Source organism: Caballeronia mineralivorans PML1(12) (assembly GCF_001028175.1).
GTDB lineage: Bacteria > Pseudomonadota > Gammaproteobacteria > Burkholderiales > Burkholderiaceae > Caballeronia > Caballeronia mineralivorans.
The window spans coordinates 14,659-41,611 of sequence record NZ_AEJF01000219.1; the positions used below are offsets into that span (position 1 = coordinate 14,659).

15 protein-coding genes and 4 pseudogenes are annotated in these 26,953 nt (G+C 56.9%); 13 read left to right on the plus strand and 6 right to left on the minus strand.

Annotation, left to right across the window (positions count from 1 at the left end):
• Position 1: 1 nt before the first annotated feature.
• From EOS_RS49580 to EOS_RS35980, 4 genes and pseudogenes are all read left to right on the plus strand, one after another.
• Positions 2–109, plus strand: a pseudogene (locus EOS_RS49580) (IS6 family transposase); the annotation flags it as partial.
• Between the two features lie 340 nt (positions 110–449).
• Positions 450–2,972 (plus strand): annotated as a pseudogene (locus tag EOS_RS48425) (Tn3 family transposase); the annotation flags it as partial.
• Between the two features lie 374 nt (positions 2,973–3,346).
• Positions 3,347–6,577 carry a hypothetical protein gene (locus EOS_RS35975; protein WP_152693244.1) on the plus strand — a complete coding sequence of 1,077 codons (3,231 nt, stop codon included), beginning with the start codon at positions 3,347–3,349 and terminating at the stop codon, positions 6,575–6,577.
• Positions 6,578–6,713: 136 nt separating this feature from the next.
• Positions 6,714–7,415 (plus strand): IS6 family transposase, encoded by a 702-nt coding sequence (locus EOS_RS35980; RefSeq protein ID WP_047896986.1) that lies wholly within the window; start codon positions 6,714–6,716, stop codon positions 7,413–7,415.
• Between the two features lie 177 nt (positions 7,416–7,592).
• Here EOS_RS35980 and EOS_RS46015 read toward each other — a convergent pair whose 3' ends face one another.
• Complete coding sequence (locus tag EOS_RS46015) at positions 7,593–8,165, minus strand: methyltransferase family protein (protein ID WP_047896987.1); 573 nt, start codon at positions 8,163–8,165, stop codon at positions 7,593–7,595.
• Between the two features lie 512 nt (positions 8,166–8,677).
• Between EOS_RS46015 and EOS_RS35995 the strand changes: the two genes are divergently transcribed.
• The gene (locus tag EOS_RS35995; protein ID WP_268760386.1) at positions 8,678–9,799 is read left to right on the plus strand and encodes a CsgG/HfaB family protein; all 1,122 of its coding nucleotides are present in this window, start codon (positions 8,678–8,680) and stop codon (positions 9,797–9,799) included.
• 486 nt (positions 9,800–10,285) lie between these two features.
• Positions 10,286–11,515, plus strand: a complete 1,230-nt coding sequence (locus EOS_RS36005) for a hypothetical protein (RefSeq protein WP_160312566.1) — start codon at positions 10,286–10,288, stop codon at positions 11,513–11,515.
• A 418-nt stretch (positions 11,516–11,933) separates the two neighbouring features.
• Here EOS_RS36005 and EOS_RS36015 read toward each other — a convergent pair whose 3' ends face one another.
• Positions 11,934–12,314: a hypothetical protein gene (locus EOS_RS36015; protein ID WP_235443068.1), complete on the minus strand. Its 381-nt coding sequence runs from the start codon at positions 12,312–12,314 to the stop codon at positions 11,934–11,936.
• A gap of 655 nt (positions 12,315–12,969) precedes the next feature.
• Here EOS_RS36015 and EOS_RS36020 point away from each other — a divergent pair.
• Entirely contained in the window at positions 12,970–13,887 is a 918-nt protein-coding gene (locus tag EOS_RS36020; RefSeq protein WP_047896994.1) for a hypothetical protein, read from the plus strand.
• A gap of 95 nt (positions 13,888–13,982) precedes the next feature.
• On the opposite strand, the gene EOS_RS43830 is transcribed toward EOS_RS36020, so the two are convergent.
• A complete protein-coding gene (locus EOS_RS43830) occupies positions 13,983–15,275 on the minus strand; it encodes a pentapeptide repeat-containing protein (protein ID WP_160312567.1) in 1,293 nt (430 codons plus the stop codon).
• Between the two features lie 353 nt (positions 15,276–15,628).
• Complete coding sequence (locus EOS_RS36030) at positions 15,629–16,687, minus strand: NAD-dependent epimerase/dehydratase family protein (RefSeq protein ID WP_075645454.1); 1,059 nt, start codon at positions 16,685–16,687, stop codon at positions 15,629–15,631.
• Between the two features lie 261 nt (positions 16,688–16,948).
• Between EOS_RS36030 and EOS_RS36035 the strand changes: the two are divergent.
• Positions 16,949–17,317: pseudogene (locus EOS_RS36035) on the plus strand (transposase); the annotation flags it as partial.
• A gap of 1,245 nt (positions 17,318–18,562) precedes the next feature.
• Here EOS_RS36035 and EOS_RS45140 read toward each other — a convergent pair.
• Positions 18,563–18,766 (minus strand): DUF3562 domain-containing protein, encoded by a 204-nt coding sequence (locus EOS_RS45140; protein WP_075645455.1) that lies wholly within the window; start codon positions 18,764–18,766, stop codon positions 18,563–18,565.
• Positions 18,767–19,543: 777 nt separating this feature from the next.
• On the opposite strand from EOS_RS45140, the gene EOS_RS36040 reads away from it, so the two are divergent.
• The 3 genes from EOS_RS36040 (at position 19,544) to EOS_RS46680 (ending at position 21,153) form a co-directional block, all read left to right on the plus strand.
• Positions 19,544–20,206 (plus strand): acetate uptake transporter, encoded by a 663-nt coding sequence (locus EOS_RS36040; protein ID WP_047896995.1) that lies wholly within the window; start codon positions 19,544–19,546, stop codon positions 20,204–20,206.
• Between the two features lie 24 nt (positions 20,207–20,230).
• On the plus strand, positions 20,231–20,647 hold the full coding sequence (locus tag EOS_RS36045; protein WP_047896996.1) for a phasin family protein: 417 nt from the start codon (positions 20,231–20,233) through the stop codon (positions 20,645–20,647).
• Between the two features lie 275 nt (positions 20,648–20,922).
• A complete protein-coding gene (locus EOS_RS46680; protein ID WP_152693245.1) occupies positions 20,923–21,153 on the plus strand; it encodes a hypothetical protein in 231 nt (76 codons plus the stop codon).
• Positions 21,154–21,241: 88 nt separating this feature from the next.
• Here EOS_RS46680 and EOS_RS36055 read toward each other — a convergent pair whose 3' ends face one another.
• Complete coding sequence (locus EOS_RS36055) at positions 21,242–22,150, minus strand: cation diffusion facilitator family transporter (protein ID WP_047896997.1); 909 nt, start codon at positions 22,148–22,150, stop codon at positions 21,242–21,244.
• Positions 22,151–22,787: 637 nt separating this feature from the next.
• Here EOS_RS36055 and EOS_RS36065 point away from each other — a divergent pair.
• Entirely contained in the window at positions 22,788–23,108 is a 321-nt protein-coding gene (locus EOS_RS36065) for a hypothetical protein (RefSeq protein WP_047896999.1), read from the plus strand.
• A gap of 334 nt (positions 23,109–23,442) precedes the next feature.
• A pseudogene (locus EOS_RS36070) lies at positions 23,443–26,953 on the plus strand (cyclic beta 1-2 glucan synthetase); the annotation flags it as partial.

Below are 26,953 nucleotides of genomic sequence, written 5' to 3' on the forward strand. Positions count from 1 at the left end.
TTACGAGACTGTGCGACGCTGGTCGGTGAAGTTCGGCCTGAGTATCGCCCGGCGCATTCGCTCTACCGCGCTGACCCGGGGCGACAAGTGGCACCTCGACGAAGGTGTGTCACGAACACAAGCGAAAGCTTGTGGTGCTGTACTGAAGATGGGAGTTGGCCTCCCGGAGTCGGCTTACAGGAGCGGGCTTCAAACCGCCCGGTACTGCTGCGTTCAAAAGGCGTGGTGGTGAGCGACCGCGGAAAAGTCATCCATCAGGGTGGCAGGTACGTGTTGAGAAGATGAGCGAAAGCAAACCGTTCGATGACGCGTCGTTTAGGTGTTAAAGCGCATCTCGTTATACAGAAGTCAGGCATCGTCCTCGCGAAGGGCCTAAATGGTGGAGGCGGCATCCATAGTTCGCTGCATTACAATCCAGAGGGTTTTCGCACCTCGGCTCGCCATCGCTCTTGCGGCGCCGCCGGCACATTGTGCTGCCACCCATCGCAACCATTGAACGGCTCTGCGCCGAGGTGGCAACACGCGCGCAACGCCAGGTGTACCGTCTGCTGACTGATCCTCTCGCGGCACGACAACGCAAGGCCCTCGATAGTCTATTGTTGCTTCGCGAAGGTCGCCGAGTCAGCACGCTGACCTGGATCCGGCAGTCGCCCGGTGCGCCCTCCGCCAAAGCAGTGCTGGCCCACATCGAGCGATTGCAGGCCATCCGCGCAATCGCTTTGCCGATCGATCTAGGCTGCGATGTGCACCAGAACCGATTGATTCGCCTGGCTCGGGAAGGTGCACAGACGGCGGTCTACCAACTTGAAGAATATGAGCCTGATCGTCGTCACGCGACGCTCGTAGCCATCCTGCTGGATACTGCCGCCACACTAATCGATGAAACGCTTGATCTTCATGACCGGCTGATTGGTTCGTTTTTTACGAAGGCTAAACATCGGCACGAACGGGAATTCGCCGCCGCCGGCAAGGCGATCAACGACAAGGTCAGACTCTACGCGCGCATCGGCGGCGCATTGGTCGACGCAAAGACGTCGGGTACCGATCCGTTCGTCGCGATCGAAGCCATCATGCCCTGGGATCAGTTTGCCGAGACGGTGAAGGACGCGCAGAGGTTGGCGCGTACCGAGGATTTCGACCATCTCGTGCTGGTCGGCCAACACTATCAGCAGCTGCGCCGTTATGCACCGGCGTTTCTCGACACCTTCGAGTTCAGCGCTGCACCCGCCGCACAGGGCGTGATTGATGCCATCCAGACCCTGCGAACATTGAACCGCACATCGGCCCGTAAGGTGCCAGCAGACGCACCGATTGGCTTTGTTCGGAAGCGCTGGCAACCGCTCGTGTTCGTTGACGGCGGCATCGACCGGAAATTCTATGAGTTATGTGCGGTGGCTGAACTGAAGAACAGCTTACGTGCGGGTGACGTATCGGTTGCCGGCAGCCGTCAGTTCAAGGACTTCGATGCTTACCTCATGCCACGTTCCACGTTTGATGGGCAACGCGAGACGGGCACGCTGGCGGTACCCGTCGCCAATATCCCACAAGCCTATCTCACCGAGCGATTGGAGCGCTTGCGCACCGCACTCGATGAGGTGAACCGCCTGGCCGAGGCCGATCAACTGCCAGATGCGGTACTGAAAGCCGACGGACTCAAGATCTCGCCACTCGACGCGGACGTTCCCGATGAGGCAGAGGCCTTGAGGGAACGGGCATACGCGATTTTGCCGCACATCAAGATCACCGATCTCCTCCTTGAAGTGGATCGCTAGACGAATTTCTCGCAGCATTTCAATCACCTGAAGACCGGCGAAGCGCCAAAGGATGGAGCGCTGCTGCTGACCGCCGTACTCGGCGACGCATTGAACCTCGGAGCCACCAAGATGGCCGAGGCCTGTCCGGGTACCAGCATGGCGAAGCTGTCCTGGCTCGTGGCGTGGCACGTCCGGGACGAGACGTACAGCAAAGCGCTCGCCGAACTGGTCAACTACCATCACCAGATGCCGTTCGCCGCATACTGGGGCGAGGGCACTACGTCGTCTTCGGACGGCCAGAGGTATCGGGCCGGCGGCCGCGGCGAAGCAGGTGGTCAGGTCAATGCCAAATACGGCAACGAACCAGGCATCCTGTTTTACACGCATGTCTCGGATCAGTACGCCCCGTTCCACACCAAGGTGATCAACGCAACCGTGCGTGATGCTATCCACGTTCTTGCTGGTCTGCTGTATCACGAATCTGACCTGCGGATCGAAGAACGCTATACGGACACGGCGGGCTTCACCGAGCACGTCTTCGCGCTCTGTCATCTGCTCGGGTTCCGGTTCGCACCACGCAATCTGGCCGACAAGCGGCTATACGTTCCCGGCGCGGCGACTCAATGGCCAGCACTGGCACCCCTAATTGGCGGCAGCTTGAATCAGAAGCTGATTGAACAGCAGTTCAACGAGGTGCTGCGCCTGGCTTCTTCGATCAAACAGGGGACGGTGACCGCATCCTTGATATTGCGCAAGCTCGGCGCCTATCCTCGCCAGAATAGTCTCGCAGTGGCGTTGCGCGAAGTCGGGCGCATCGAGCGATCGCTGTTCATGCTGGAATGGTTGCGCGACCCGTCGTTGCGCAGGCGTGTGCAGATCGCACTGAACAAGGGGGAAGCACGCAATTCACTCGCGCGGGCCGTGTTTTTTCATCGACTCGGCGAGATTCGCGACCGCTCGTATGAAAACCAGCGCTACCGTGCGAGTGGGTTGAATCTCGTCGTCGCCGCAATCACGCTGTGGAATACCGTCTATCTGGAGAAAGCGATTGATGCGTTGAGACAGCACGGCACGGTAGACGAAACGCTCCTACCGCACATATCGCCGCTGGGCTGGGAGCACATTAATTTGACGGGCGACTATGTCTGGCACACAAATAGACGTGTTGCGAAGGGACGTTACCGGCCGCTGCGCGCGGTCAGGCCTTCTGATCCTTAACGTGCGCAAATTTCCGAATCTTGAGACGACCCCATATTCATTGGATTCCTTTGGAGAGCGTAAGTGTTTTAACACAACGTCCGGTGAAACTGAGCGAGAAATACTGCACTGATGTGCACTCGTTTTTCAACGTATATCGTGGGCCATTTTCCGGATATGACGTCACGTTTCCGAAAGACAGCCGGCGACGCCGTCGCGATACTGCGCGCACGCGACAGCCGGCGTGCGATGGCATTGCCTGTTGCAACAACGACAAATACCCTGAACACTGCCAAGGCTTCCGACGACGTTTGAACGTCCGTAGCTTGCCTGACGAACGCGCGGGCATGGCTGGTTCAATCGAAACGACGATCACAGACCTGGTTGGAACAACCATGCGAACATCGCAATCGCCTTCCTCGAGCCTGGGCACCTCGTCGGGGTTCCGGCTCTACGCAGACACGCCGGCTTCAAACCCAAACCCCAACGACGGAGAGGCCGGAACACTGGACGACTTGTTCGCCGAACTCGACGGCTTGTTCACGCGAGGCGCGACTGACGCCAAGGTTCACGAATATCTGAGGGCGTCGTTGGGCCTGGAGAGCGCATGCGGTAACGACTATTTCTGTAGCGCCGTGTTGCGTTTGGGCGGAAGCTCGCATCCCGCGACCAGTATCGAAAATCACCGCGTCAATTGCGCGCTGATGAATCTGGCGGCGAGGGTCTACTCCGGGCAGGAGAAGGGCCAGGCTTTTCTTGAAGGTGGCCGTTTGAATTGGGACGGTTTTATCTGGTTTGTGGCCGGCTGTCTCCGCTCGACGATCGACCAGGTGTTGGCGATGATGCCACCCGAGCGTGAAGAGGGCATTTCGCTGCAAGGCGTCGACCCTTGCAGCGGAGCATCGGGAGCCGAAGCGATCGAAGCAACGGGGACGAACGGTGACGCCGAACGCCTGCAGAATGACGGGCCGAACAGGTTCGAACAGCTTCCACCGGAGGTTCTGCAAAACCTGTTTGGATTCCTGTGCAAGAGCCGGGACCTCGTCAATGCGGCAACAACGAGCCGCGGGATGTGCGGCATCTTGCGCGCGCCGGTCAAGGCTCATCAACTGGTTCATCAAGCAACGCAAATCAGGTCCCGGTCCGATGTACGCAAACTGACCGGTGACGACGGCCACGGCGCGATCGGCGATCTGGGGACGCGTCACCAGGCCACGGTACTGTCGACGATGATCGGCAAACTTCCGGGTCTCCCCGCCGAGGAAAGACTGGCTTCGTTCAAAAAAGTCCTCGCGGCTACATTGCGCCTGCCGCAGCGATGCCAGGCACCGTTGCTGGTCGCGCTGACGGGAAAGATGAGAGCGCTGGGCAGCGGGGCGCGAGGCGCGGTATTCGACAAGCTTATCAATGCAGTCAGCACACTTTCTGACGACGCGTCCTTTAAGGTGCTTGCTGCGCTTGCGGGCGCTATCTGGATGCTTCCTCCGCATAAGACGGACACTGGCTTTCATCGGCTCCTGAGCGCCGTCGACGCCCTTCGTTGCCGCAATGCAGCGCGGCCGCCGGCCCTGCCGCTGAACGACATGTGTGCCGTACTCGGCAGGTTTCCAGACGAGGCGCGCGTGAATGCGTGGGGCGCGTTCTTCGAGCTGTTCGACGCTTTGCCCCACGACGTCCGTGCAGCCGCGCTAGTGAAGATGGCATCCGGCCTGCAAGATCATTTCCAGAACGTTGAGTCCATTTTCTTCATGGTGCTCCTGACGGAGATCGAAAAACTTCCACTGGTTCACCGGCTCGAACCGCTGACCGCGTTGAGCGACTGGATCGGTGTGATTCCTGACAAGGACGTGGTTTTCGCGACAAAGTGCATTATCGCGTCAGTCGATCGGCTCAGAAATGGCAGGGGTGTGCCACCTGCGCTGTTCAGCGCACTCCTTACGACACTGGCGCGGCAGCCGCTGGCTGGCAAGGATGTGTTGGTAACGTGGCTCGTCGCAGTCACCGGGGAGGTTCACCGAGACGATCCCGGCAGGCTGGGCGCGTTGCCCCTGGTCCAGCTGGGCGCGGCGTTCGGGATGCTCTCTTGCGAGGCAAGACGGTCTGGAATCAAAGACTACTTCGGCGTCTTCAACGCGTTGCCCGATGCGCAGCGTGAGCGTCTTCTGATCGAACTCGCGACTGAAATCGACAATGACTGGATGGACTCCCTTATGTTGGGTGCGTTCCTCGACGCCGTCTGGCAGCTCCCAGCGGGCTGTAACGCAAAGCCGCTCTCCGAAGCGATCAACCGCATAGCCTGGCTGTCCGCAACTGATGCGGAGATTCGGCTTGCGACCGATTGCATCCTCGAGTTCATCAAGAAACTTCGGGTGAGCGGCAGTGAGTTATCTGCCGGACTGTTCGACAGTCTCGGCAAGCTGTACTGGGCCCAGCCTGAAAGTGACAAGGCCGCCACGTTCAGCCGGCTTACCATAGTTGTCGCCGATTTCTTCCGGCGCAATCCGAATGGGCGGGATATTTCCCCGGCGCATCTTCTGGGGCGGATGTATGACGGATTGCCCGACGAAATACGGGCCGTCGCATTGGCGCGTCTGCTTGCTTTCGCCGGCCGGTTACCCGACGGCATCCACGCGCGCATCCTTACCGGAATGTCGCGCGGTGCAAGCCGCATGCTCCAGGGAACAGACGCAAAACAGGCATTTCCCGGCATGTTGCAGGCGATCAAGTCCATTGCTTTCAGCGACCAGGCGCCACCGCTCGCTGCATTGATCCGCAGGGTCGTCAGGCTCCCCTCGGCGCAGGTCGGCGATCGTGTCGGGAGCATTTTCAAGGTCGCTCGCAACCTCGGCGTGGAGCATGAGCTTTCCGTTGATCTGCTGACGGCGATGGTCGAGTTGCTGTTCATGCAGCTCGATGACAGCAGAGACGGTTTGTTCGCCTGGCTCAGGTTTACCTTCAGGAACATGTGCGTCAGCAATCCCGAGCGGCTGAAGGCATTTCCGACACGGCCGCTGGGCTTGATGCTCATCTCCCTGCCTGACGGAATGCGGGCGCGCGCGCTGAAAGATCTCCTGTCTCTGACCGATGAATTGCCGGGTGCAGTCCGTGCGCGGACGCTGGCGACCGTATTGCACGGGGAGGGTCTGCTGTTCCAGGGCGTCAACAGGCAGAGCATGTTGAATGATGTGTTGCACGTCATCGACAGGCTGCCGACGGAAGACCGCGGTAGCCCCCTGACCGCGTTGAGCCGCGAAATCCGCTATCTGCCTCTGGCCGAACTCGCAGACGCTACCGGCAGGATCATGCAGGTGGTCGAGGCGTTCCGGCGGCATGCCCCTGTGTCGAGGGGCTTGTTCTCCGCGCTGGTTGGTCTGCTCGCGAAGCACCCGAAAGACCGCCGGCAGCGGCTGCTTGACCAGCTTCTCGCTGCTGCGAGCGCACCTCCCCAGAACAATGAAGCATTGCTGGGCGCATTGCGTGAGCTGTTCGCTACGCTGATACAGCTTCCCGACGATGTCCAGGGTGACTCGATGCAGCGCCTCTTCGATTTCGTCTCGTTGTGCCCGAGCGCTGTCCGCGACCGTTTTTTGGGCGGGCTGCCTCATTCCCAGATCAAGTACGGGTAAATTCTGGCGAGGTTCATAACTGCGTTACACAGGCGACTTGCCTTGCAGCAAGGGGGCGATCCGGTCGTATTGCTCATCGCTTGCAGTAAGGCGTTCCGCTATGATGTGCGGAACGACACGAACGACTGAAAGCTCGATGAAGACGTTGAATCCGGCGGTGGGTCGAGTGCTCAAGCGCCTGCATTATCCGCTCGACGTGATCCTGACTTGCGTGCGATGGTACGTGGCCTATCCGCTGAGCCTGCTGCATCTTGAAGATATGATGGCTGAGCGCGGCGTTTCGGTCGATCATTCGACCGTGCACCGCTGGGCCATCAAGCTGCTGCCGGCATTGGAGAAAGCATTCCGCCGCCGCAAGCGGCCGGTTGGTAAGAGCTGGCGGATGGACGAGACGTACATCCGCGTCAAGGGCGAATGGCGGTATCTTTACCGGGCCGTCGACAAGGACGGCAACACCATTGACTTTCTGCTACGCGCCCATCGGGACAAGACTGCAGCCCGGCGTTACTTTGAGAAATCGATCGCCCAGAACGGTGTACCCGAGACGGTAACCCTCGACAAAAGCGGCGCCAATCTGGCCGCGCTCGAAGCGATCAATGCCGATTGTGAAGCGCCCATCAAGATCCGCCAGTCCAAATATCTCAATAACCTGGTCGAGCAGGACCATCGGGCGATCAAGCGACGAACGCGGCCCATGCTGGGATTCAAAACGTTTCGATGTGCCCGGATCCTTCTGGCGGGCATTGAGATTATGCACATGATCGCGAAAGGACAGATGAAATATGCTCGCGGAACCCATCCGTCCGCCGCTGCTCAATTCTACGACCTCGCAATATAAGCAGACTTGCATATCGATCTCGCTCACCCTTTGATCCTTACCGCGACAAAGCCCGCGTAGTTCCTCGCCTTTAACCGGGCGAGTGCACCGATCTGGGCAAAGCGAAAGATGCGTCGGTAGGGGATGAAAATACCAGAAAGATATTTTTGATTGCGCATCACCCACGACGCTACCGGCTCACAGTACAAAGGGAATTAACGCAGCAACCTCGTTGCGATAACGGCGATAAGCTTCACCGAACTGTTCTTCGAGCCAGCATTCTTCACGCCTGAGCTTGAACCACAGCGCGCCACACGCCAGCAACACAGCGAGCACCCCACGCCATTCGCCGCAAGCGATGGCAGAGCCGACGAACGAGACAATGAGACCCGCATAGACAGGGTGGCGCACGAACCGGTATGGGCCGCCACGAATCAGTTCGTGATTCTCTTTCAGTGTGACGAGTGCGCTCCAGTTTCCGCCCAGATAGACGCGTGCCCATACGGTGAAGAGCAGGCCCGCTGCCGTGAGCAGTGCACCGATCCACCATACGGCCTGCGTCGACGACAGGATACGGCCGCACAAAAATCCACCTGGCAATGTCGGCAGCCACAACAGCAGCGCTGCCACGCTGACCGGCACGATATGCATCGCGCGGAACGCAAGGGATTCTGTCCGGCTCGCAACCTTGACGCCGCTCGCAGCGAGCTTCCAGTAGATTGCCCAGACGATCCAGAGGAATGGGATGAGTTGCGCTGTCAGATATGCCATGCCGTTATCTCTTGAAGGTTTCCGATTGGCCGTTTTCGCATGCAGTCGCGACACTGGCTGAGGAGGGTACCGTCTCCCTTCTGCATCTTTCGTCAGCTTTTCACTCGCGACTTTAGAAATTCGCACGCTTGACATGTGGATGCATCGGATCCGCAGGCAAGCGCAGGATAATCTGCATTCCAGAGCGTTGCGTCAGACGCGTGCGGGCCCGACTCTGGCTCGCTCCAGCCAGACCGGATCCATTTCTGATATTTGAAACGTTCAGAAAGAATCCGATATCTATTCAACTGTGCCTGGCGGAATACTGGCGTCCATATTCAGGCCGCGCGTGAACGCTGCGTGCGTGCCCTGAACGCGCGTGCGCGCTACTTGCCGGCCAATGCCGGACTGAGGTCTGAAGCAGGGCAAATCCGGTGAGTGCCGCGTGATGGTTTTGATGTCCGACCGGATACTTTTTTCCATTTTTTCTATTTTTCATGACACTTCGACGTTATCTGAAATGGGCCGCGCTGATGATCGGTGTACCGGTGTTCCTGGCTGGTTGCGCGGCGCCCGGGACCATTGTTCCCGCCCAGTTTGCTGCCAGAACAGACGCAGCAAATTATCGTCGTGTGGCGGTGTTGCCATTCGATGGCGACGGCGCTGAAGAGGCAACGAAAGACTTCGAAAGCATGCTTGTTTCCGCGCAGTATGACGGTAAGCCTTACTTCACGGTCATCGACAGGCTTACCGTTCAAAGCGCAGTCGCGGAGCTGAAGCTGCAGCGAAGCCAACTGGTGGATTCGGGGACGACGGTAAAGGTTGGCCGCCTGATCGGCGCGCAAGCGTTGTACAGCGGCTCGGCGTTCGTTTCACCTCCGGCGTATTCCTATTCAACTGAAATCCGCGCGATCTGTCCGGCCAATGGGGACTGCCGCCACATACAGGTTCCGTGCACCACCAAAACCGCCACATTCAAACTGGTGCCGAGGCTGGTGGACGTGAGTCAAGCCAGGGTGGTCTATAGCGAGATGAAGTCGTCGTCGCGATCGTCGTACTGGTGTGCGGATGCCGGCGTTGAGCAATCCGGCGAGATATTGTTGCGCGAAGCGGTGGGTGACGTCTTCGAGCAGATTCGCGAAGACGTCGCGCCGTACGTTCAAAACGTCTTTGTGAATTACAAGAAAGATAAGGAAAACATCAGTGATGGCGCGATGGAGCGCTTTACCGGTTCACTGGACTTCGCGAAGTCGGGACGTTTTGACCGGGCCTGCCCGATGTGGTCTGAACTTGCGCGAACGAATCCGGCAAGTCTCGCGCTCGCCTATAACGTCGCTGCGTGTGACGAGATCGCAGGGAACCTCGATGGTGCGGTGGCGCGCTACCGGAGAATCGACGGCTCTCTCACCAGACCGGATGCGGATGTTGATCGCGCGCTGGCGCGTGTAACGGACGAGATCGCGCAACGCGACAAGCTGCGCGAAAAAGCGCTTCAGGCTTCACTACGTCGCCCGCGAAATCACGGAAAGCTCCGGGCAACTGATCCTGTTTTTTCGTGCGCACGCGTCGACGTGGTCTGGCTGATCACATCATCAATGCTCAACGTAGCCGGTCGCGATCTTTTGTGCAATGCATGGTCTCGCCGGTCACTGTGAATGCAAGCGCGTCCTTCAAAATCTGGATGTCCGGAGCCTGCTGCTCGTTGGAAATGTGAGCAACTCTACGTATCGCTTTTTGTTCGCCTCATGCTCCTTAGCGAGCCAAAACCCGAAATCGAAGGTGTACGAAGCGAAAGGCCGTGATGATTTTCGAAGGTCGCAGTTCGACTCATGGGCTATCGTGCAGATGTCGCTGTCACCTGACCCCGTCCGTCCTCCGTTGCTTGAAGCGCGGTTCGCCGGAAAGCAGAAGGCCATTAACGCAGAGGGCGTCTGCGCCGTCCAGAATCACGACAAAGTTCAGCGTTTCGAACAATAGGCCAGTCACCGGCGAGATGCAGGGAAAAGTCACCGCCCCCACTCGTTCCCGCCGACACATCACTTCTTCACAAGATGAAAACAAACGTCACTTTCCGTCAATACGACATTCCGCGCGAAGATCCTGTTCAATGCCATTCCCAGCATTTCCAGAAGGTAAGGGACGTGTTAGAAGTACTGTTAGCGCAAGAAACGATAGGCAGGAACAACATCCGTAACTACGTTCTCGCATGTTGCGGTCGCCCCTACGATCGACACGTTGTCGATCAGGAGTTTGCGGGTCTGGTTGCCGCAATACATCAGCCCTACGCTACGCAGCCATCTGGATTTGTGTCCGGGCAATACATCCATTCTGCTAGAGAATATTTTAGTGCGGCGGTGGTAGATATTTTAGCTCAGTTGTATGTCGCGTCCTTTCCGGAGACGTGGTGTCTGTCGGATAAAGTACTGGATCGGGTAAAATTTGTTCAATTCCTCGGGGCGCAACTTGAAGAGCGTTACTCCATGTTGGATTCCAGGATTTCATTCGATTATCTCAGTGCCATAAAATTTCTGACTTTATATCCGAATGGAAATATTCTGCTGCAGCTCAATCATGGGATAGCAGAGGTAACGCCAATGGGTCGCCGGGAAAAGGGGATAAAAATGGTTTCTTCTTTAGAACAGGCATTGAGAGGCGGGAACTACGAAACGATAGACAGAGTGATCTTTCATGCTGTGAATTCCGGATTCGACTTTTCAGCCCGGGATGCCAGCGGTAAAACCGTGTTCCACCTGGCTGCACAGAGATCCCTGATGCCCCTCGTCATCAGCTGTCCCGGCAAGGGGAGTCCCTCCACTTTTACGCCCCTTACATTGATTTTTTCGTTGATTAAAGACTACGGCGGGGATCCAAAAATAGACAGTTTATCCCGTGACGGCGCGTCCGCGCTTTACTATGCCATAGTCGGTATGTCTTTTTACGATGCGCGATTTTTACTGAACGCTAATGTGAGTCCCGGTGCTTATGTTAGGGAAAATCATAATCCCATCTCTCAACTTGATATTGTCATCAGGAAATTGATGGAAATCAAGTTAGCTTTCGTAAAAATTCGAGATCCTCTTGATTATTTATTGAATTATGTGGCTCCGGAAATTTTTATAGTTCTGGGTGAGGATTTCCAGAACGTTGAATCCAGACTCGCTGAGGTAGAAAGAAAAATATGTATCCTGGATAAGCGGATTCGCAGCGCCGAAGAATTAGGTGCACAAATGAAAGCCCGTCTGGATGGACGTTCCAGGTCCGTCGGTTTTCCGGATATTGCGCCTGAGCATCCGCTTGTAGGAAGGAGAATTTCAGAAGCCCTATTAAAAAAGAGGGCATATTCGACCATTTGTGCGGATGAACAAGACTGAAGTGGCGGACGCCCGGACAATCGCGAATATGGAGACCGGCATTTTGCAGTTCGACAATTCCGTGGGCATTTCTTCAAGGTGAAGAGGGGTTGGACGGCCGGTCAGGTCTTGCTTGCCCTGGAAAGGTCACGTCCCTTGAATATCGCGTATATCGCGTATATCGCGTATATCGCGTTGACCATCGAAGTCACCGTTTCAGCGTCGCGGGGGAAGTAAATCAGTTTGGTCGCCGGATTAGTGATGACGTCGTCCGCCTCGCGTACTATGCCGGAGTAGTTGCGACGATGCACGTTGTTTGGGTCATTGATATCGCACGAACCCCGCGTGCGGACGACACTGAAGCGTACGGTGGGAACCTTTGCTTCCCACATTGCCGGAATGAAACGGCTCACGCCTTCGACGAGGTGAACGCCAGGATTTAAGCGATGCGATTCGCAACACCACCGGTGGCAATGGGTGAGCGCATGTCGCTATTGAAGAAATCCGCGAGGCGGTCCGACGCATCCATGTGCCGATGCGCCGGGGCCGACGCCAACTGTCTGTCGTACAACGCCAGGGTTTGCTCGACTACAGCACGATCGTCCTCGGCCACGCTCCATTTCTGCAGGTTCTCCACACGCGTCACGCTGCGTTCAAGCGCGGCTTCGGCCTCTCGTAACAGAGCGAGATCATCACTGTCCTGCACGGCGTCGCGCATGAAATACGTCAAATAGAGCGCCTTGATCAGGCAGGTCATCAGATCGACATTGCCGTGTCCGTTGCACATCGCTGCAAGCGCCAGATGATTCTCAAGCGACATTGCACGGACCCTGGCGACAGGCAATGGCAGCAACATGTCCTTTGTCAGTCTCTTTTTGCCGGAGCGAGATGCAACGTGCCGGATTCTTAACGAGCTTGTCATGAATACGTGGAAATTGTGAGGACCACGGGGTTGGGGAAACCTAGTATCCGTTTGCCGTGGCCAAGCTGTCTTTCGGAAACATAAAATCCTGTCCGGAAAAAGTCTCGCGGTTTGAATCAGGATTTCTGCATGTGGCGTTCGCACACGCCAAAAAGCCTGGATAGCGAGGCGTGGTCATGACGGCGCCGGCTATAGCCAGGCCGAATGCACGGTTACGTCAATCTTGCCAGTCGCGGTCGATTGCCGTTTTTCGATCGCACTCCGATTCAGGTCATTACCTGATGACCGGTATTAACCGAGGTGATATTTTAATTTCAGGTAGTTGCTGGTTAGACGGATTACAGATGTCCAGTAATCCATAACTCTGATGTGACACTTTTTGTCAAGATGACGAAAGCGCATGGGCGTGGTCGATCGCATTGCAGGCCATTTGTCTCGACGGAAAACGCGGGATCGGATTGTCGCGTTATATCAAATCCGGCTCGTGGCGCGAGCCACGGATTGACCGGGTTAAACACTGTCAGCGGCCTGGCAAGGAATTTTGAGAAATATCATGAATAATTTTCAGATTTGCGAGATATGTTTACCTGAGAGCTGCGTGATGCCTTCGGATAATCTTTCGGAACCAACTATCGTGGATTTTTTTGCAAGATCTTCATCTGCGGATAGTGGCAGCGAAGCAGACCGGAGAGTGATTTTTATCTGTATAGCCGGACATCAGCTTCTCTTTCAAAGTCTGAACATCGCGACATACGTTGCGCAGCAGGCGATCCGCGCGGCAAAGGCGGACAATCCTGGCCTGCTTGCCAACTTGATCAGGAGCGTTGCGGTATTGCGTCTGGGCCACGCCAGCATGGCCTGCGCGACCGGAAATATGACGCGTGCCGAATACGAGTCCTGCATTCGCCCCATGATGATGAACGCAAGTCCGGATTTTTCAGGTCTGAGTTCCGTCGACAACTGGATATTTCAGATGAACATATCTGAATTGAAAGAAGTCGTATCTGCCCGGACTGGCTTATGGAACAGCGTAGACGCCAAGCGTGTACTTCTGGCCCTGAATGATTACAAACACGCGGATAAGGTGTGGTGGGTTGAGCACGGGCGAATCATGCATACGCTGATTTCAGGGGATAAATCGCTGGCGCAAGTGGAATACAAAAATCAGGTCGAACACGGCCTGAGAATCGCATTTGGCGATTTTAGAGACGGCTTGCGCAGGAGGGCGGTACTGGACGCGTACGACCGCTTTTTTGTTTTACGGCGCGGACCTGTCAGACGATCGCAATTTCGTGACAATCTGAAGTGGTGCGTCGCTCAAATGGATCAATTTCAGGATGAGAGGCCGGAATTGAGGAATTACTGGAAGGATGCGGTAACTGAAATGTTTGATGTCATCGACTATCCAGCCGGTTCTCAAAGCGCCGGACACGCGCTTCCGGACGAAGGTGTCACGTCGCAATCGCTATAGAGGCCGATGAAACCGGTCACGTGTGGGCAGGGTCTCACCGGGTTGTCCGGGTGCCGAGTCGGATCAGTTGTATCTCTCGCAACCGTCGTTTCTGACTAATCGGTCGGCCCTGCACCATTCGGTTGTTGCGCCAACGCACGCTGGAGCTCGGGGCTAAGCTGCGTATTCCACAGCACGGCGTCGTCCAGGAGGTGGTCGTTGCCCGGACGAGTGTAGGAAAGATCAAGTCCACTCAGGTCCGCACCTCGGAGATCGGCGTCGACCAGGCTATGTTCGTCCAGCTTGGCGCCGACAAGCCTTGTGTCTTGCAGGATGGCGCCTTCCAAGTTGGTGCCGGTCAGATCGAAGCCGGAAAGATCCTGATCGCACAGGTTTGCGTTGCTCAGGTCTTTGCCTTGCAGACTGTCCTTGTCCAGCGCGGCGCCAGTCAGCCTCGCCCCTTGTAGTCGAGTTCCACTGAGCGTCGCCCCGGTCAGTATCGTGTCCCACAGGTCGGCGTTGGTCAGATTGGTGTTGCTCAGATCAAAGCCGGAAAGATCCTGATCGCAGAGGTTTGCGTTGCTCAGGTCTTTGCCTTGAAGACTGTCCTTGTCCAGCGCGGCGCCAGTCAGCCTCGCCCCTTGTAGTCGAGTTCCACTGAGCGTCGCCCCAGTCAGTATCGTGTCCGACAGGTCGGCGTTGCTCAGATCAGTGTTGCTCAGATCAAAGCCGGAGAGATCCTGCCCGCACAGGTTTGTGTTGCTCAGGTCTTTGCCTTGCAGACTGTCCTTGTCCAGCACAGTGTTAATCAGTCTCGCCCCTTGTAGTTGAGTTCCACTGAGCGTCGCGGCAATCAGCATCGTGCCCGATAGGTCGGTGTTGCTCAGATCAAAGCCGGAAAGATCCTGCCCGCACAGGTTTGCGTTGCTCAGGTTTTTACCTTGCAGACTGTCCTTGTCCAGCACAGTGTTAATCAGCCTCGCCCCTTGTAGTCGAGTTCCACTGAGCGTCGCCCCAGTTAGTATCGTGTCCGACAGGTTGGCGCCGCGTAGATCAGTGTCGCGCAGATCGAAGTTGGAAAGATCCAGTTCATTCAGATCCGCGTTACGCAAATCCAGACCTCTCAGGCTCTGCGGATCCAGAGCAGCGCCGCTCAGATCGGCACTGCTCATGTCGAGCCCCGCAAGATTGAGGCCCTTCATATTGAAGCCGGCGAGTTTCAGCGGAGCGGAAGCACGGTTATGGTTCAAGACAAAGAGATGTCTCAGGTCTGCGTTGAAACTGCGGGCAACCTTTTGCGTAGCCTTTTCCCGCACCTCGGTGCTGTTCAGCGCGTGCGCAACCGCTTTCGCAACCGCTTTCGCTTCGTTTACCGGGCTAAACAGGCTATTGAGAAGCGTATCAAACATGCTGGGCCGTTCCGGGGCCTCCCTTTGCACCCGAAGCCGTCGAGCCGAAGTACCAGCAGGCTCCACGTTGTAACGCAAGCCATTGACCTCCAGCGTAAAGGGTTGCCCTGATTTCTGACCCATGTCGACGTCAAAGCGTAACGCCGCCTCAATCTGGGATGGGGTGTCTAGCTTGTAGGGCGCGGAGAGCATGATCTTGGAAAGGGAGTCGTTTTAGTTGATGTGTACTTTGACGTCATGCCGCGCCGCTTGCTTTCGAGATTTTGTTGGCGCTATCGGTTTTCCCTCGCGGCACACACCCGGAAGCAGCGGACTGCCGGATCCTACTGAACGGACTGACGCCTGGTGCCCCGTTAACTTCCTCTTTCGACGCCGTGTGACAGGGCGATTTCACTTACCCTGCTTGTCCTGATTTTCGGCGCCACCTCTGTATCGACGGGGTAAGGGCCGTCCGAGAAGCGTTGCGTGTGGTAGCCCTTGGTCCCGACATTCAGTGACAGTGCACTACGAAAATCGCAGGACGTCGCCAGGCTCCGCAAAATACTCCGAAAATCGTATTTTGGTTGCCATCCCAAGCCCATTCGTGCGCGTTCGTTCACGTAGACGCGGTCAAGCGAACGCAGCATTGACCATCCGAGCCTCGCATAAATGTTCTCATATTCCGGAAAAAGGTGACGCACTACAATATCCGTACTTGTTCGAAGGTGAACAAGATCATCGTGCGAGAATGGGGTCGTCGCGCTAACCACGTAGCGCGCGAGTCCGATCTCCGGAGCCTTTTCAGCAGCGAGTAAATGAGCTGTAGCTGCATCTTCCAGGTCGACGCGACGGTACAGAAATTCATTGACCTTGAGATTGTCAGGGGTGTATTTCCGGCGCGCATATTCGTCATCATCCTCTTCTGAAAAGAAACGTGCTGTTCTGAGAATGATGCATGGCAGACCACTTCTATAGTGAAAGAGTTCGCATAGATTCTCTGCGCTCAATTTAGTTACGCCATAAATGTTCTTGCAAATTGGAACGACATCTTCAGTAATCCATGCTGTCGGCTTGTCTTCACTGGGTGCTAGAGCTCTGCCATATACGCTTGTTGTGCTTGTAAATACGAAAGATTCAACGCCATTCCTCACGCTTTCTTCTAGCAGGTTGAGCGTGCCCGTGATATTTGTATCAATGAAATCATGGCGCGTGTGTGTTGCGACGTGGGGCTTGTGTAAAGTCGCTGTGTGCACGACAGCATTCACACCACGCAAACAGTCGGCCACAAAATCGCGGTCGCAAATCGAGCCTGTCAATTGGGTGAACGGCGAGGGCTTTATGTCCAGACCTATTGCTTCGTGGCATGAGTTCTGAAGGATTCGCATTAGAGCTTCGCCAAGATGACCAGCACTGCCAGTTACAAGAATTTTCATGTCTTCGTGACCTTTAGTAGCTTTCGTGGATTGCGAGGGCGCTGCCACAGAAAAAGATCGAGGCATGGATCGGCATCTGCGCGGAACAGAATGACAAATCCCGGTATGCCGGTTTAAATGAACGAAATAGCGGAAACGAGACGCGTTGATTAAATTCTTCTTCATTCGACAATGCCTGGAATACGAGAACATTCGCTCCGTCGAGACCTTTTAGCTAATCCTGAAATTCTATTTTGTAGTGTCCCAGGCTCGCGCATAAGCGGTCGCCCGTGCGTCTACGCGGATGTAGTGATTCAGATGCTGCTCGGACTCAAGCAGGTTTCCCGCCTGCCGTTGCGGGCGCTGCAAGGACTCGCACAGAGCCAGCGTGAGCTGACCTTCACGGATCTGCCGGTGCCCAATTACACGACGCTGAAGCTGCATCTTCTCATCGACAGTACGGGCCTGAAGGTCTGCCGCGAAGGCGAATGGAAGGTGCGGCAACATGGCTACTCGAAGCGACGCATCTGGCGCAAGATTCATCTGGCGCTCGACGCAAAGACCGGTCAAGTGACGGAGCTGGCGATCCGGGTGAGCGTGCTCAACCGCATGACGGCACCTGAACGCTCGCAGTCCGTTCGCATCGCCTGAATTTCGTATCACTGGAGCCCCTTTTGTATTCGAAATCGATTTATGCAACAACGCCCCCGGCTACCACGGCGGCGAACGAACCGTAGACCTCAAGCGCCGCTAGGATTTCATCGATCCGCCACCAATCTTAGTCAAACCCTTGAATCCCGGCCTTCAACGAACCGCCTGCAATAGGGTGCAAGCTTGAGTCGATTGCCTGTTCCAATTCAACCCTTTTCATTGGATTTCATATACGTAAGGATAGCTAAATTTTGTGAAGAAATATTGACGGGATTTACCTGAGCAAATTCTAGTCTTCGAAAATTCAACGGGATGCATCGAAAATGCGAAAACATCCGTTAAGCTGGGCGGAATCGACAATCTTTATATCGACGCACCCGACCAGACATCTTTGGCTGACGAAAGTACCCGTGATGAGAGCCTCACGGTTGATGCGTCTTCGTCACACGCTCGAAAATTCGTAGCGGAGAATGGTGGGTTTCATGAAATTCCCGACGCGGCCGGCCAAAGGTTTTATGCAATGAAAGTATCACTTCAGCTACTGTCAGTCATCAGGTAAGGACCTGAATCGGGGTGCCGTCAGGAAAATGGGAAAACTGGAAGACCGCGTCGTGTCGACAAGAGGCAGTCGTATCTGCCGAACCGCGGCTGTTCACGAGAACGGTGCGGTGATGAGCGGCGGTTCGACGATCGTGCTATTACGAACGGGAACAGCAATTGGGCTGGGTACATCTCGATGTTGTCGTTGATAACGAGGCTGCTATGACCTTTTGGTAAAAGGCTGGCCGGCAAAGGGCCAACTGACTGCATACTCGTTGTATTTTCGCAAAAGACTAGTGCGCAAGTCAGATCGTTGTATTTTTCGTTGTATCTGACAGATCGAATTGTGTGGAGGCCTTATTCCGTAAGGTGTAGAAGGCTGTCTTCGAACCTCTCAGCACCACCATACCGTTTCGCAAGCAACGTCCCAATCGTTCCGACGATGTCCGGAAGAATCCTCTGAAACCCGCACAGCTATTGGCTCTGCGGGTTTTTTATTGCCTGCGAATTGTCTTGGGACGTCCAGTATGTTCCAGCTAGATCCGAACTTTGAGCGTTGTATTTTCGTATTCACGAGAGTCCACGAACGGTATACAACGATGTCGAAAACCGCACTTCATCAGCTTACCCATCTGGAGATTGTGAACGCCAAGGCTGCCACGAGACGTTACACGCTCGCTGACGGGGGGCGGCTTTGCGTTTTGGTTAAGCCCGACGGAACCAAGCTTTGGCGGGTTTCAGGTTTGCGCGAACGCTTTTGGCTGCCAAAAGCGACATATAGTCATGGATGCGTGCTCCGTCTCGATAGGATGCCATCGTGTCCTCATACGTCTTCGAAACGGCTTGCACGGATGTGTGCGTTTCTTGAGCTATTTGCTCCACAAGTCTCTCATCGGTGGATCTGTTCACTTTCGTTTCCTCGCTCGGAAGAAGTAGGGGCAGAGCTGACTTTTCCGACAGGAATGACGAGGTGATCCGGAAAGCAGGTTTTCGTCTGGATCGGTCTTTCGCGTATCGTCGCGCGCAGAAACGGGGCAATGACAGACTGTTTGATCACGGCTACTTGTTGGTTGCCAGCGGTCTGGCGATTGGCTTAGTTCCCGGATGTCCGACCCATGACGCCGGACCGCTGCGAGCCCGGTCGAAAAAGCGTGACACGCGTTGACCACTTCAGCGCCGGACTATCTTGCGGACCGTAACAATGTCTCAACTCGCATCCGGACCCGCCTGCCCGAGCCCAAGTGGGCGGCGAGATATCTATGCACGGTAATTACGCCTCAGACATCCTGAGCGGCACGCAATTGCGCCTTCCTTAGGCTAGCGTTTTCGCGCGCGCCGACATTGACTCAGATCAAGGTAGATCTGCGCGGGAAATGGCACAAGCGTGAATATCGATGAGCTCATTTCGCGCCTGCGCCAGGCACTGCAGAAGACGGCGATTCATGAATTGGTTCGCGCGAGCAAGGTTGAGGCATCGCGAAGCCTCTGCGGCTTATGGTTGATGCAAGTCAAAGATGCGGTTCGTGTGGGGCATAGGATTAAATCAAGCAGGACGTGTCGACACTGAAGAATCCGGCGATTCTCGATCAACTCCGCTAAGCCCGTTTCGGGCGCGAGTTTTTTGATCACGTTCGGAGTTTTACTGCGGATTGCCCGCAGCTTACCGATATCTTCAGGAGACAGACAATGAACTACGCAATAACGCAAAGGAAACTAGCGAATCCGGCGCCGCTGGGTCTCGCCGGGTTCGCGCTGACGACATGGTTGTTGAGCATGATCAACGCAGGCTGGTTTTCAAGTGATTCAACAGGACTGGTACTCGCGTGCGCACTCTGCTTTGGCGGCACCGCGCAAGCCATAGCGGGCGTGATGGAACTACCGCGAGGCAACACCTTCGGTGCGACGGCGTTTTTGGCCTACGGGGCGTTCTGGTGGTCATTTGCCCTGTTCGTCCTGTTTCTCCATGGCAAGGTACCCGCCGCGTTCGTTGGCTGGTATCTGTTTCTATGGGGCGTGTTCACCTTCTATATGTGGCTCGCTACGTTTCGTTCGCCGCGCGCACTCCAGCTGATTTTCCTGACGCTCTGGATCACGTTCGTCCTGCTTGCCGGCGGCGAGTGGACAGGTTCGACCGCGCTGCGTGCTGCTGGTGGTTATGGCGGCCTTCTGACTGCGGTGTTCACGTTTTACCTATCTGCGGCCGACGTGATCAACGAAGTCTACGACCGGATCGTATTGCCCATCGGCGAGGCGAAAGCCTTCAAGAACCACGCGGCCTGTCTTATGACGGCTCGTGCTGAACGCGGGTCAGGAAACACGGCGGACGTCGCCGTCCGTTGTATCGCTTAATCAATAGTCCAAGGGAGACTTATCATGGCAACAGCTTTTAATCCGATCGCCGACTTCAGCAAGATGCTGGAGGGCTTCAACTTTCCCGGCGTCGATAAGACGTCGCTGATCGAAGCACGACGCAAAGACCTCGAGGCGCTCGGGGAGGCTAACAGGCTAGCGTTCGAAGGCATGCAGGCTGTGGTGCAAAAGCAGGCAGAAATGTTGAGTGCGAGTGTGCGAGAGATTCAGGCCGCCGCACAGCAAATGACCGGTGGCAGCCCAACGGACGTGATGGCAAAGCAGGGGGAATTCGTCCAGCACTCCATAAAGAAGGCCGTCGACAACATGCGGGAGATCGCGGAGATGGCACAAAAATCACAGGCCGATGCATTGGCGGCGATCACCAAGCGTGCGGAGCAAAGCATCGACGAGACTAAGACGTTATTGCCACGCACGTGAGTGCTGCTCAAGCGCCTATCAACACGACGCCAAATCGTTGGAAGCGAATCATATTGACGATCGCCGTCGCGAGTCTTGGTGCTTGCACGACCAGCAGATCGTCTATCGACGCTCAGCACTACGAAATCGCGTTAGACGAAGCTCGCGACGACGCGTCGATAGGCTGCGTGGGCCGCGTAGCGTGCGACGCGGCGTGGCAAAGGACTCGGGAATTCGTTACGCGGCATTCTGCGACGAACATTCGTCGCGCAAACGAAATAACCATTGAGACAGGCGTGCCGCATGAATCCGGCGTTCTTTATTTATGGGCGTCGCGCACCGCCACGGGCGACGGCATCGACAGTGCGACGATTCGTGTAAAAGGCTTGTGTCGCGGGATGTACACGAGCGACGGAGCTCCCGCATGGATGTATGTCACATGCGCCGAACTGATCACACAAGCAGAAAAGGAGTTTCGCCACTTTGTTGCCAGCACTGATTCAGGAGAGGGCGCCGTGTCCAAGTAGCGGACAGAGCCTTGGTGATTGCAAGCCTCACGGTCGCCGGAAACATGGAGCGAGTCCAGTCGGCTTCGATCGCGCAGTGCTCGCTGAATCACTTGATCAAATCGTCCAGACGCCGATCGTCGATACCGGCGGGTTCGAGATGAGCAACCACATCGGCGGCCTGAAATATCGATCTTACGGCGTCCTCCGCGCGATCTCCAATGCTGTGGCCTTTTTCAACCGACATTGCTCCATCGACCTCGAGGTGAAACTCCACGAACACGCGGTCCCCGCCATTCCGGGTCCGGATGTCATGAACCGCCTGAACACCTTCGCAGCCGAGCACAGCGGACTTGATTCGCTCCCGGTCAGATGTATCGAGTTCCCGATCGAGTAACTGAATCAAGGCATGCAGGGCCATTCCCCGCGCATTCCATAGCATGTAGCAGGAAATTGCCAGCGCGCCTATTGCGTCGGCACGGTTCCACGCGAGGAACCGTTCAAGTACCAGCGCAACCAGCACTGCAATGTTCACCGCAACGTCGGTCATGTAGTGCGCACGGTCTGCAGCGATTGCTGTCGATCCAGTCCGTTTGACGACATAGGTTTGCATTGCGACAAGCCCGCCTGCCGCCACTGAACTGGCAATGATCACCCACAAGCCGAAGCCGATCTCTGTGAGCGGTTGCGGGACGAGCAGGCGCGTGAACGATTGAATCCCAAGGACCACGGCCGCGCCCGCGAGCAACAACGCTTGCACGAACGCGGCGACGGCTTCGGCCTTACCGTGTCCATAACGATGGCCTCGATCGACAGGGCGCCCTGCATACCGGACGCCCGCAAAGGTGACGAGGGATGCGACGACGTCGACCAGCCCGTCGGCCGCAGACGTGAGTAACGAGATCGAGCCTGTTGCAAGCCACGCCCATACCTTGACAGCGACCAGGACGAGGGCGACAGCGAGTGCCACGATCGAAGCGAATCGGCGCAGTTTTTGATTCGACAGGTGTTCGGACATAGGCGCAAGTCTCGCTTCGTAAGCCCTGATGCTACGACAGCAGCATACGTTGAAGCCGGCTTACTCGCCGGCGGGCTTACTTGAATTCGGCGAAACCGCAGCGTTTCGGATTCTCAGATTCCGGATCCGCCTGAACGACGGATTGTCATGCAGCAAGCGGGCTGTGATATGCGCGACTGCGGCTTCACCGAGAAGGTAGTCCGGCACGCCGGAGACCGCGTGGTGAGTCACTTGTTGGTTGTAAATGTCCGGCGCTTCGGCCGAGCTATAGAAAAAATCGACTTCATACGTTGCCAAATTGAACTCCAATGGTGTGATCAATCGTTAAACAACCATTGACGGAATCAATTCTATCAAGAGCGGGTAACAAGCGGGCGCGAGGGTTCGTGAAGCGAATGTCGAATTCCGGCCAGGGTGTTTTGCGGCGTCATTTCCTACCCAAAGTGCCGCCGGCACACGCGCACGGGCGCTTTTTGTCACTTCCATGATTTGACGCAAAAATAAGGTCTTTAAAAAGAATTGCCTTTGAGCGCCAAATTTGTGTTCCCCTAAAGGAGGCACCGGTTGCGCCGGTATCAGTCGCGGGTGCCGGTCCTGCAGCGCCGCTGTATGACGGCCAAAGGAGAAGCCAGTAGAAATGAATCACCGCATCGTAAAAGAGTTGCTAGCCGGACACGGGGAAGGGAAGTTCGTTTTAAGCCATCGCATACACGGCAGGGACTTCGAAGTCATGGTTTCACTGCTGCAATCGTCGGGAAATACGTTCGTGCGGGATTATTGCGCCCGGGCGCCCATCCTCGCCGGCACCGACGGACTTCGCGATGCCGCCGCGCAGGGCTTCGAAGCCGCGCACGCCGCAATAGAAGGCGATCTGCTCGCCAAACCTGCCGGCATGTCGTTATTTCAGTTTGTCACCGATCCGGCCCGGCGGAAGGTGTTCTTCCGTCCATTCGACTAAAGACCGGCCGTGTTTCATCGGGTTCGTCGTTCATACGAGGCGAATCCCCGTTTCCTGCCAAACCCTGTGATTGATGTTCTCCGGGCGTCGTAGTTTTCACCAGGTTCAAACGCTCGCGTCGACTTTGACGTGCGATGCGCGAGGAACGCGTTGGCGCTTGCCTCTTGCACCCCCGAATCCATTCCCTACGCCAGCTACGCAGCTTCGCGCACCATGCCGACAGTTCGCCAGTCTGCAATTTTGGACAATGATGGCCTTTTCCCGTTCGTATTTACCGCTCAAACTTGATTCGCTTCTGGGGGCGTTGGCCCGATGGAAGACCGAATCTCGCCGCTTGCCTCAAGAGCCCGCGCTGCGCGCCGAGCTGTTCAGCGCGGACCAGATGGAACTGCACGGGGTGCGGCTTGCGGGGCAGCATCGGTTAAGCACAGATGCGGGGTTGGATCATCTGCTGCCACGGCTCGCGAATAATGAAGCGACGCTGCTAAGTGCGTACGAACGTCTCACGAAAGCAACGCTCAACAGCTACCGGGTAACGCCTGCCGCCGAGTGGCTGCTCGACAATTACTACCTGATCGCCGAGCAGATCCGGATCGCGCGGCACCATCTTCCGAAGGGTTATAGCCGCGAATTACCGCGTCTCGCCGATGGTCCGTCCCACGAATTGCCGCGCGTGTATGGCATTGCGCTGGAGACAATCTCGCACGGCGACGGACGCGTCAATACCGAAAGCCTGACTCGCTTCATCACGGCCTATCAGAGTGTTACGCCGCTCACGCTGGGTGAGCTTTGGGCGATTCCCATCATGTTGCGGCTCGCCTTGATCGAGAATCTGCGGCGTGTGGCAAGCCGCGTGACAACCGACCTCGACGATCGCAACCTCGCCGGGCATTGGGCCGATCGGATGACCGAGACGGCTGGGCACGACCCGAAAAGCGTGGTGTTGACAGTTGCTGACATGGCGCGCTCGAACCCGCCCATGGCGAGTTCCTTCGTGGCCGAGCTGGCTCGGCGCCTGCAGGGACAGAGTGCAACCCTGGCACTGCCGCTGACGTGGATCGAGCAACTGTTATCGGAGTCGGGCCTGAGCATCGACCGGATGGTGCAGCTGGAGGCGCAGCAGCAGGCGGCAGACCAGGTTTCGATCAGCAACAGCATCAGCAGCCTGCGCTTGCTCTCGGCCACCGACTGGCGCGATTTCGTCGAAAGCACGAGCATCGTGGAACAGGTTCTCGGCGAAGATCCCGCCGATATCTATCGAGCGATGGATTTCGCGACACGGGACCGGTACCGGCACAGCGTTGAACGGCTCGCGCGTGCAAGTAAGCAGCCGGAGGAGGTGGTGGCGCGTGCGGCGATCGATCTGGCCAGGAATGCCGTTGAATCGGACACGGGCCGCAGTGTCGAACATCACGTTGGTTTTTATCTGTTGCGCGATGGCGTTGGAGAACTCGAACGGCACGTCGAGGCAAGAGTGAATGCACGCGAGGTATGGAGGCGCCTCTTGCGTCGTGCACCGTTGCCTATTTATCTTGCCCTGGCGGCGCTGATCACCCTCCTGTTTGCATGGCCTTTTCTCGACGCGGCTCACCGCCACGGGTGGCGGGGCGGTTTGTTGGCCGTGCTCGCTGTACCGGTGCTGCTGATGACCAGCCGCGTTGCTATCGATTTCGTCAACTGGTTCGTCACTCTGACGGTCGTGCCCGACTGGCTGCCGCGCCTGGACTTCACCAGGGGTATCCCGGCGCAGATGCGCACGCTTGTCGTGATTCCGTCGCTGATCGGCAGTGCGCAAGATGTGGAGGATCTGACGGAGGGGCTTGAAGTACGGTTCCTCGCGAATCGTGATCCCCATCTGCATTTCAGCTTGCTGACCGACTTTATGGATTCAGCCTCCGAGAGTCGCGACGAAGATGCAGGGCTGATGCTGCTCGCGCGGCTGAGCATCGAAGCGTTGAACGAAAAATATCCCGATACCCAGGGCGACCGTTTCTTCCTGTTTCATCGCCCGCGACGCTGGAACGACATCGAAAAAGTCTGGATGGGACATGAGCGAAAGCGCGGCAAGATCGCCGAACTCGATGCGCTGCTGCGCGGCACCGGAAGCGATCGTTTCTCGCTGATCGTGGGGGACATCGCGGCGTTGCCACGCGTGCGGTATGTAATTACGCTCGATACGGACACCCAGCTCCCGCGCGATGCAGCCAGCCAGTTTATCGGCGCGATCGCGCATCCACTGAATGCGGCCGTCTACGACGCGGTCAAGCAGCGCGTGAGTTCCGGCCATGCGATTCTTCAGCCGCGCGTTGGCATCAGTCTTCCGAGCACGGCGAGATCGGCGTATGCGCGGCTGTTCGGCGGCGATGCCGGTATCGATCCCTACACAAGAGCCGCTTCGGATGTCTATCAGGATCTGTTCCACGAAGGGTCATTCATCGGTAAGGGAATCTACGAACTCGATGCGTTCGAGCAGGCAGTGGAGGGGCGTTTTCCTGACAACCGCATCCTGAGTCATGACCTGATAGAAGGCTGCTACGCACGAGCGGGCCTCCTGAGCGACGTGCATCTGTACGAGGAGTATCCGGCCCGCTACAGCGCCGACGTCAACCGGCGGCACCGATGGATCCGCGGTGACTGGCAACTGCTGCCGTGGATCTTTCCCTGGGCGCCGACTCAACATGGCGGTCTGACGCGCAATCCGCTTTCATTGCTGTCGCGCTGGAAGCTGTTTGACAACCTGCGGCGCAGCGCCTCGCCTGCCGCAGTGCTGGCCATGTTGTTGATGGGGTGGATCAGCGGATGGCAGCCTCTCGCCTGGACCGTCGGCGTTGTCGCGTTGACGTTGAGCATGCCGCTGGTCGCGAGCCTGATCGAACTCCTTCAGAAGCCGCATGACATGCCGCTGCGCCGGCATGTCGCGTTGACCGCGCAATCGGCCGGCCGTCATCTGGCGCGCGCGTTTCTGGCGCTCGCATGGCTGCCCCACGAAGCGCTGTACAGCATGGACGCCATCGTGCGCACACTCTGGCGCATCGGGTTCAGCAAGCACAAGCTGCTGCAATGGAACGCTTCTCGCGAAGTCGAGCGGGTCGCACCCAACGACCCGAAGGCGCTGTACCGGCTCATGTGGATCGGCCCGCTTCTCGGTGCAGCGCTAAGCCTGTCATTCCTCACGACGCCCGAGACACTTGCGGCGGCCGCGCCGTTCGCGCTGTTGTGGCTCCTGTCTCCGCTGCTAGCCTGGTGGATCAGTCAGCCTCCCGTTCAGACCGGGAGCGCTTTGGCTGCCAACGAGACGCGTTTTCTGCGCGGACTCGCCCGGAAGACCTGGGCCTTTTTCGACGAATATGTCGGACCGGAAGACCATTGGCTGCCGCCCGACAACATCCAGGAGGTGCCCATTTCAGGCGCCATGGTCGTTGCGCACCGCACTTCTCCGACCAACATGGGCATGAGCCTGCTCGCGCATCTGGCCGCTTTCGATTTTGGCTATCTGAGCGCCGGGCGAATGCTCGCACGCATCGGCGATACGCTCGCGACCATGGATAGCCTCGAGCGTTATCGCAATCACTTCTTCAACTGGTACGACACGAGCACATTGCAGACGCTTGCGCCGCGTTATGTATCGACAGTCGATAGCGGCAACCTCGCGGGCCATTTGATGACCTTGAGCCGTGGCTTGCTGGAGGTGGTGGACGAACCCGTATTCAGTCCGCACACGTTCGCCGGTCTCGCCGATACCCTCGACGCTTATCGCGCGGCGGCACACGCAGCAGAGTTCGACCTCGATGCATTTGCGCCGCTCGAGGCCCAACTGAGCGCAGCTTCGGCAGCGCCGCCGCGCA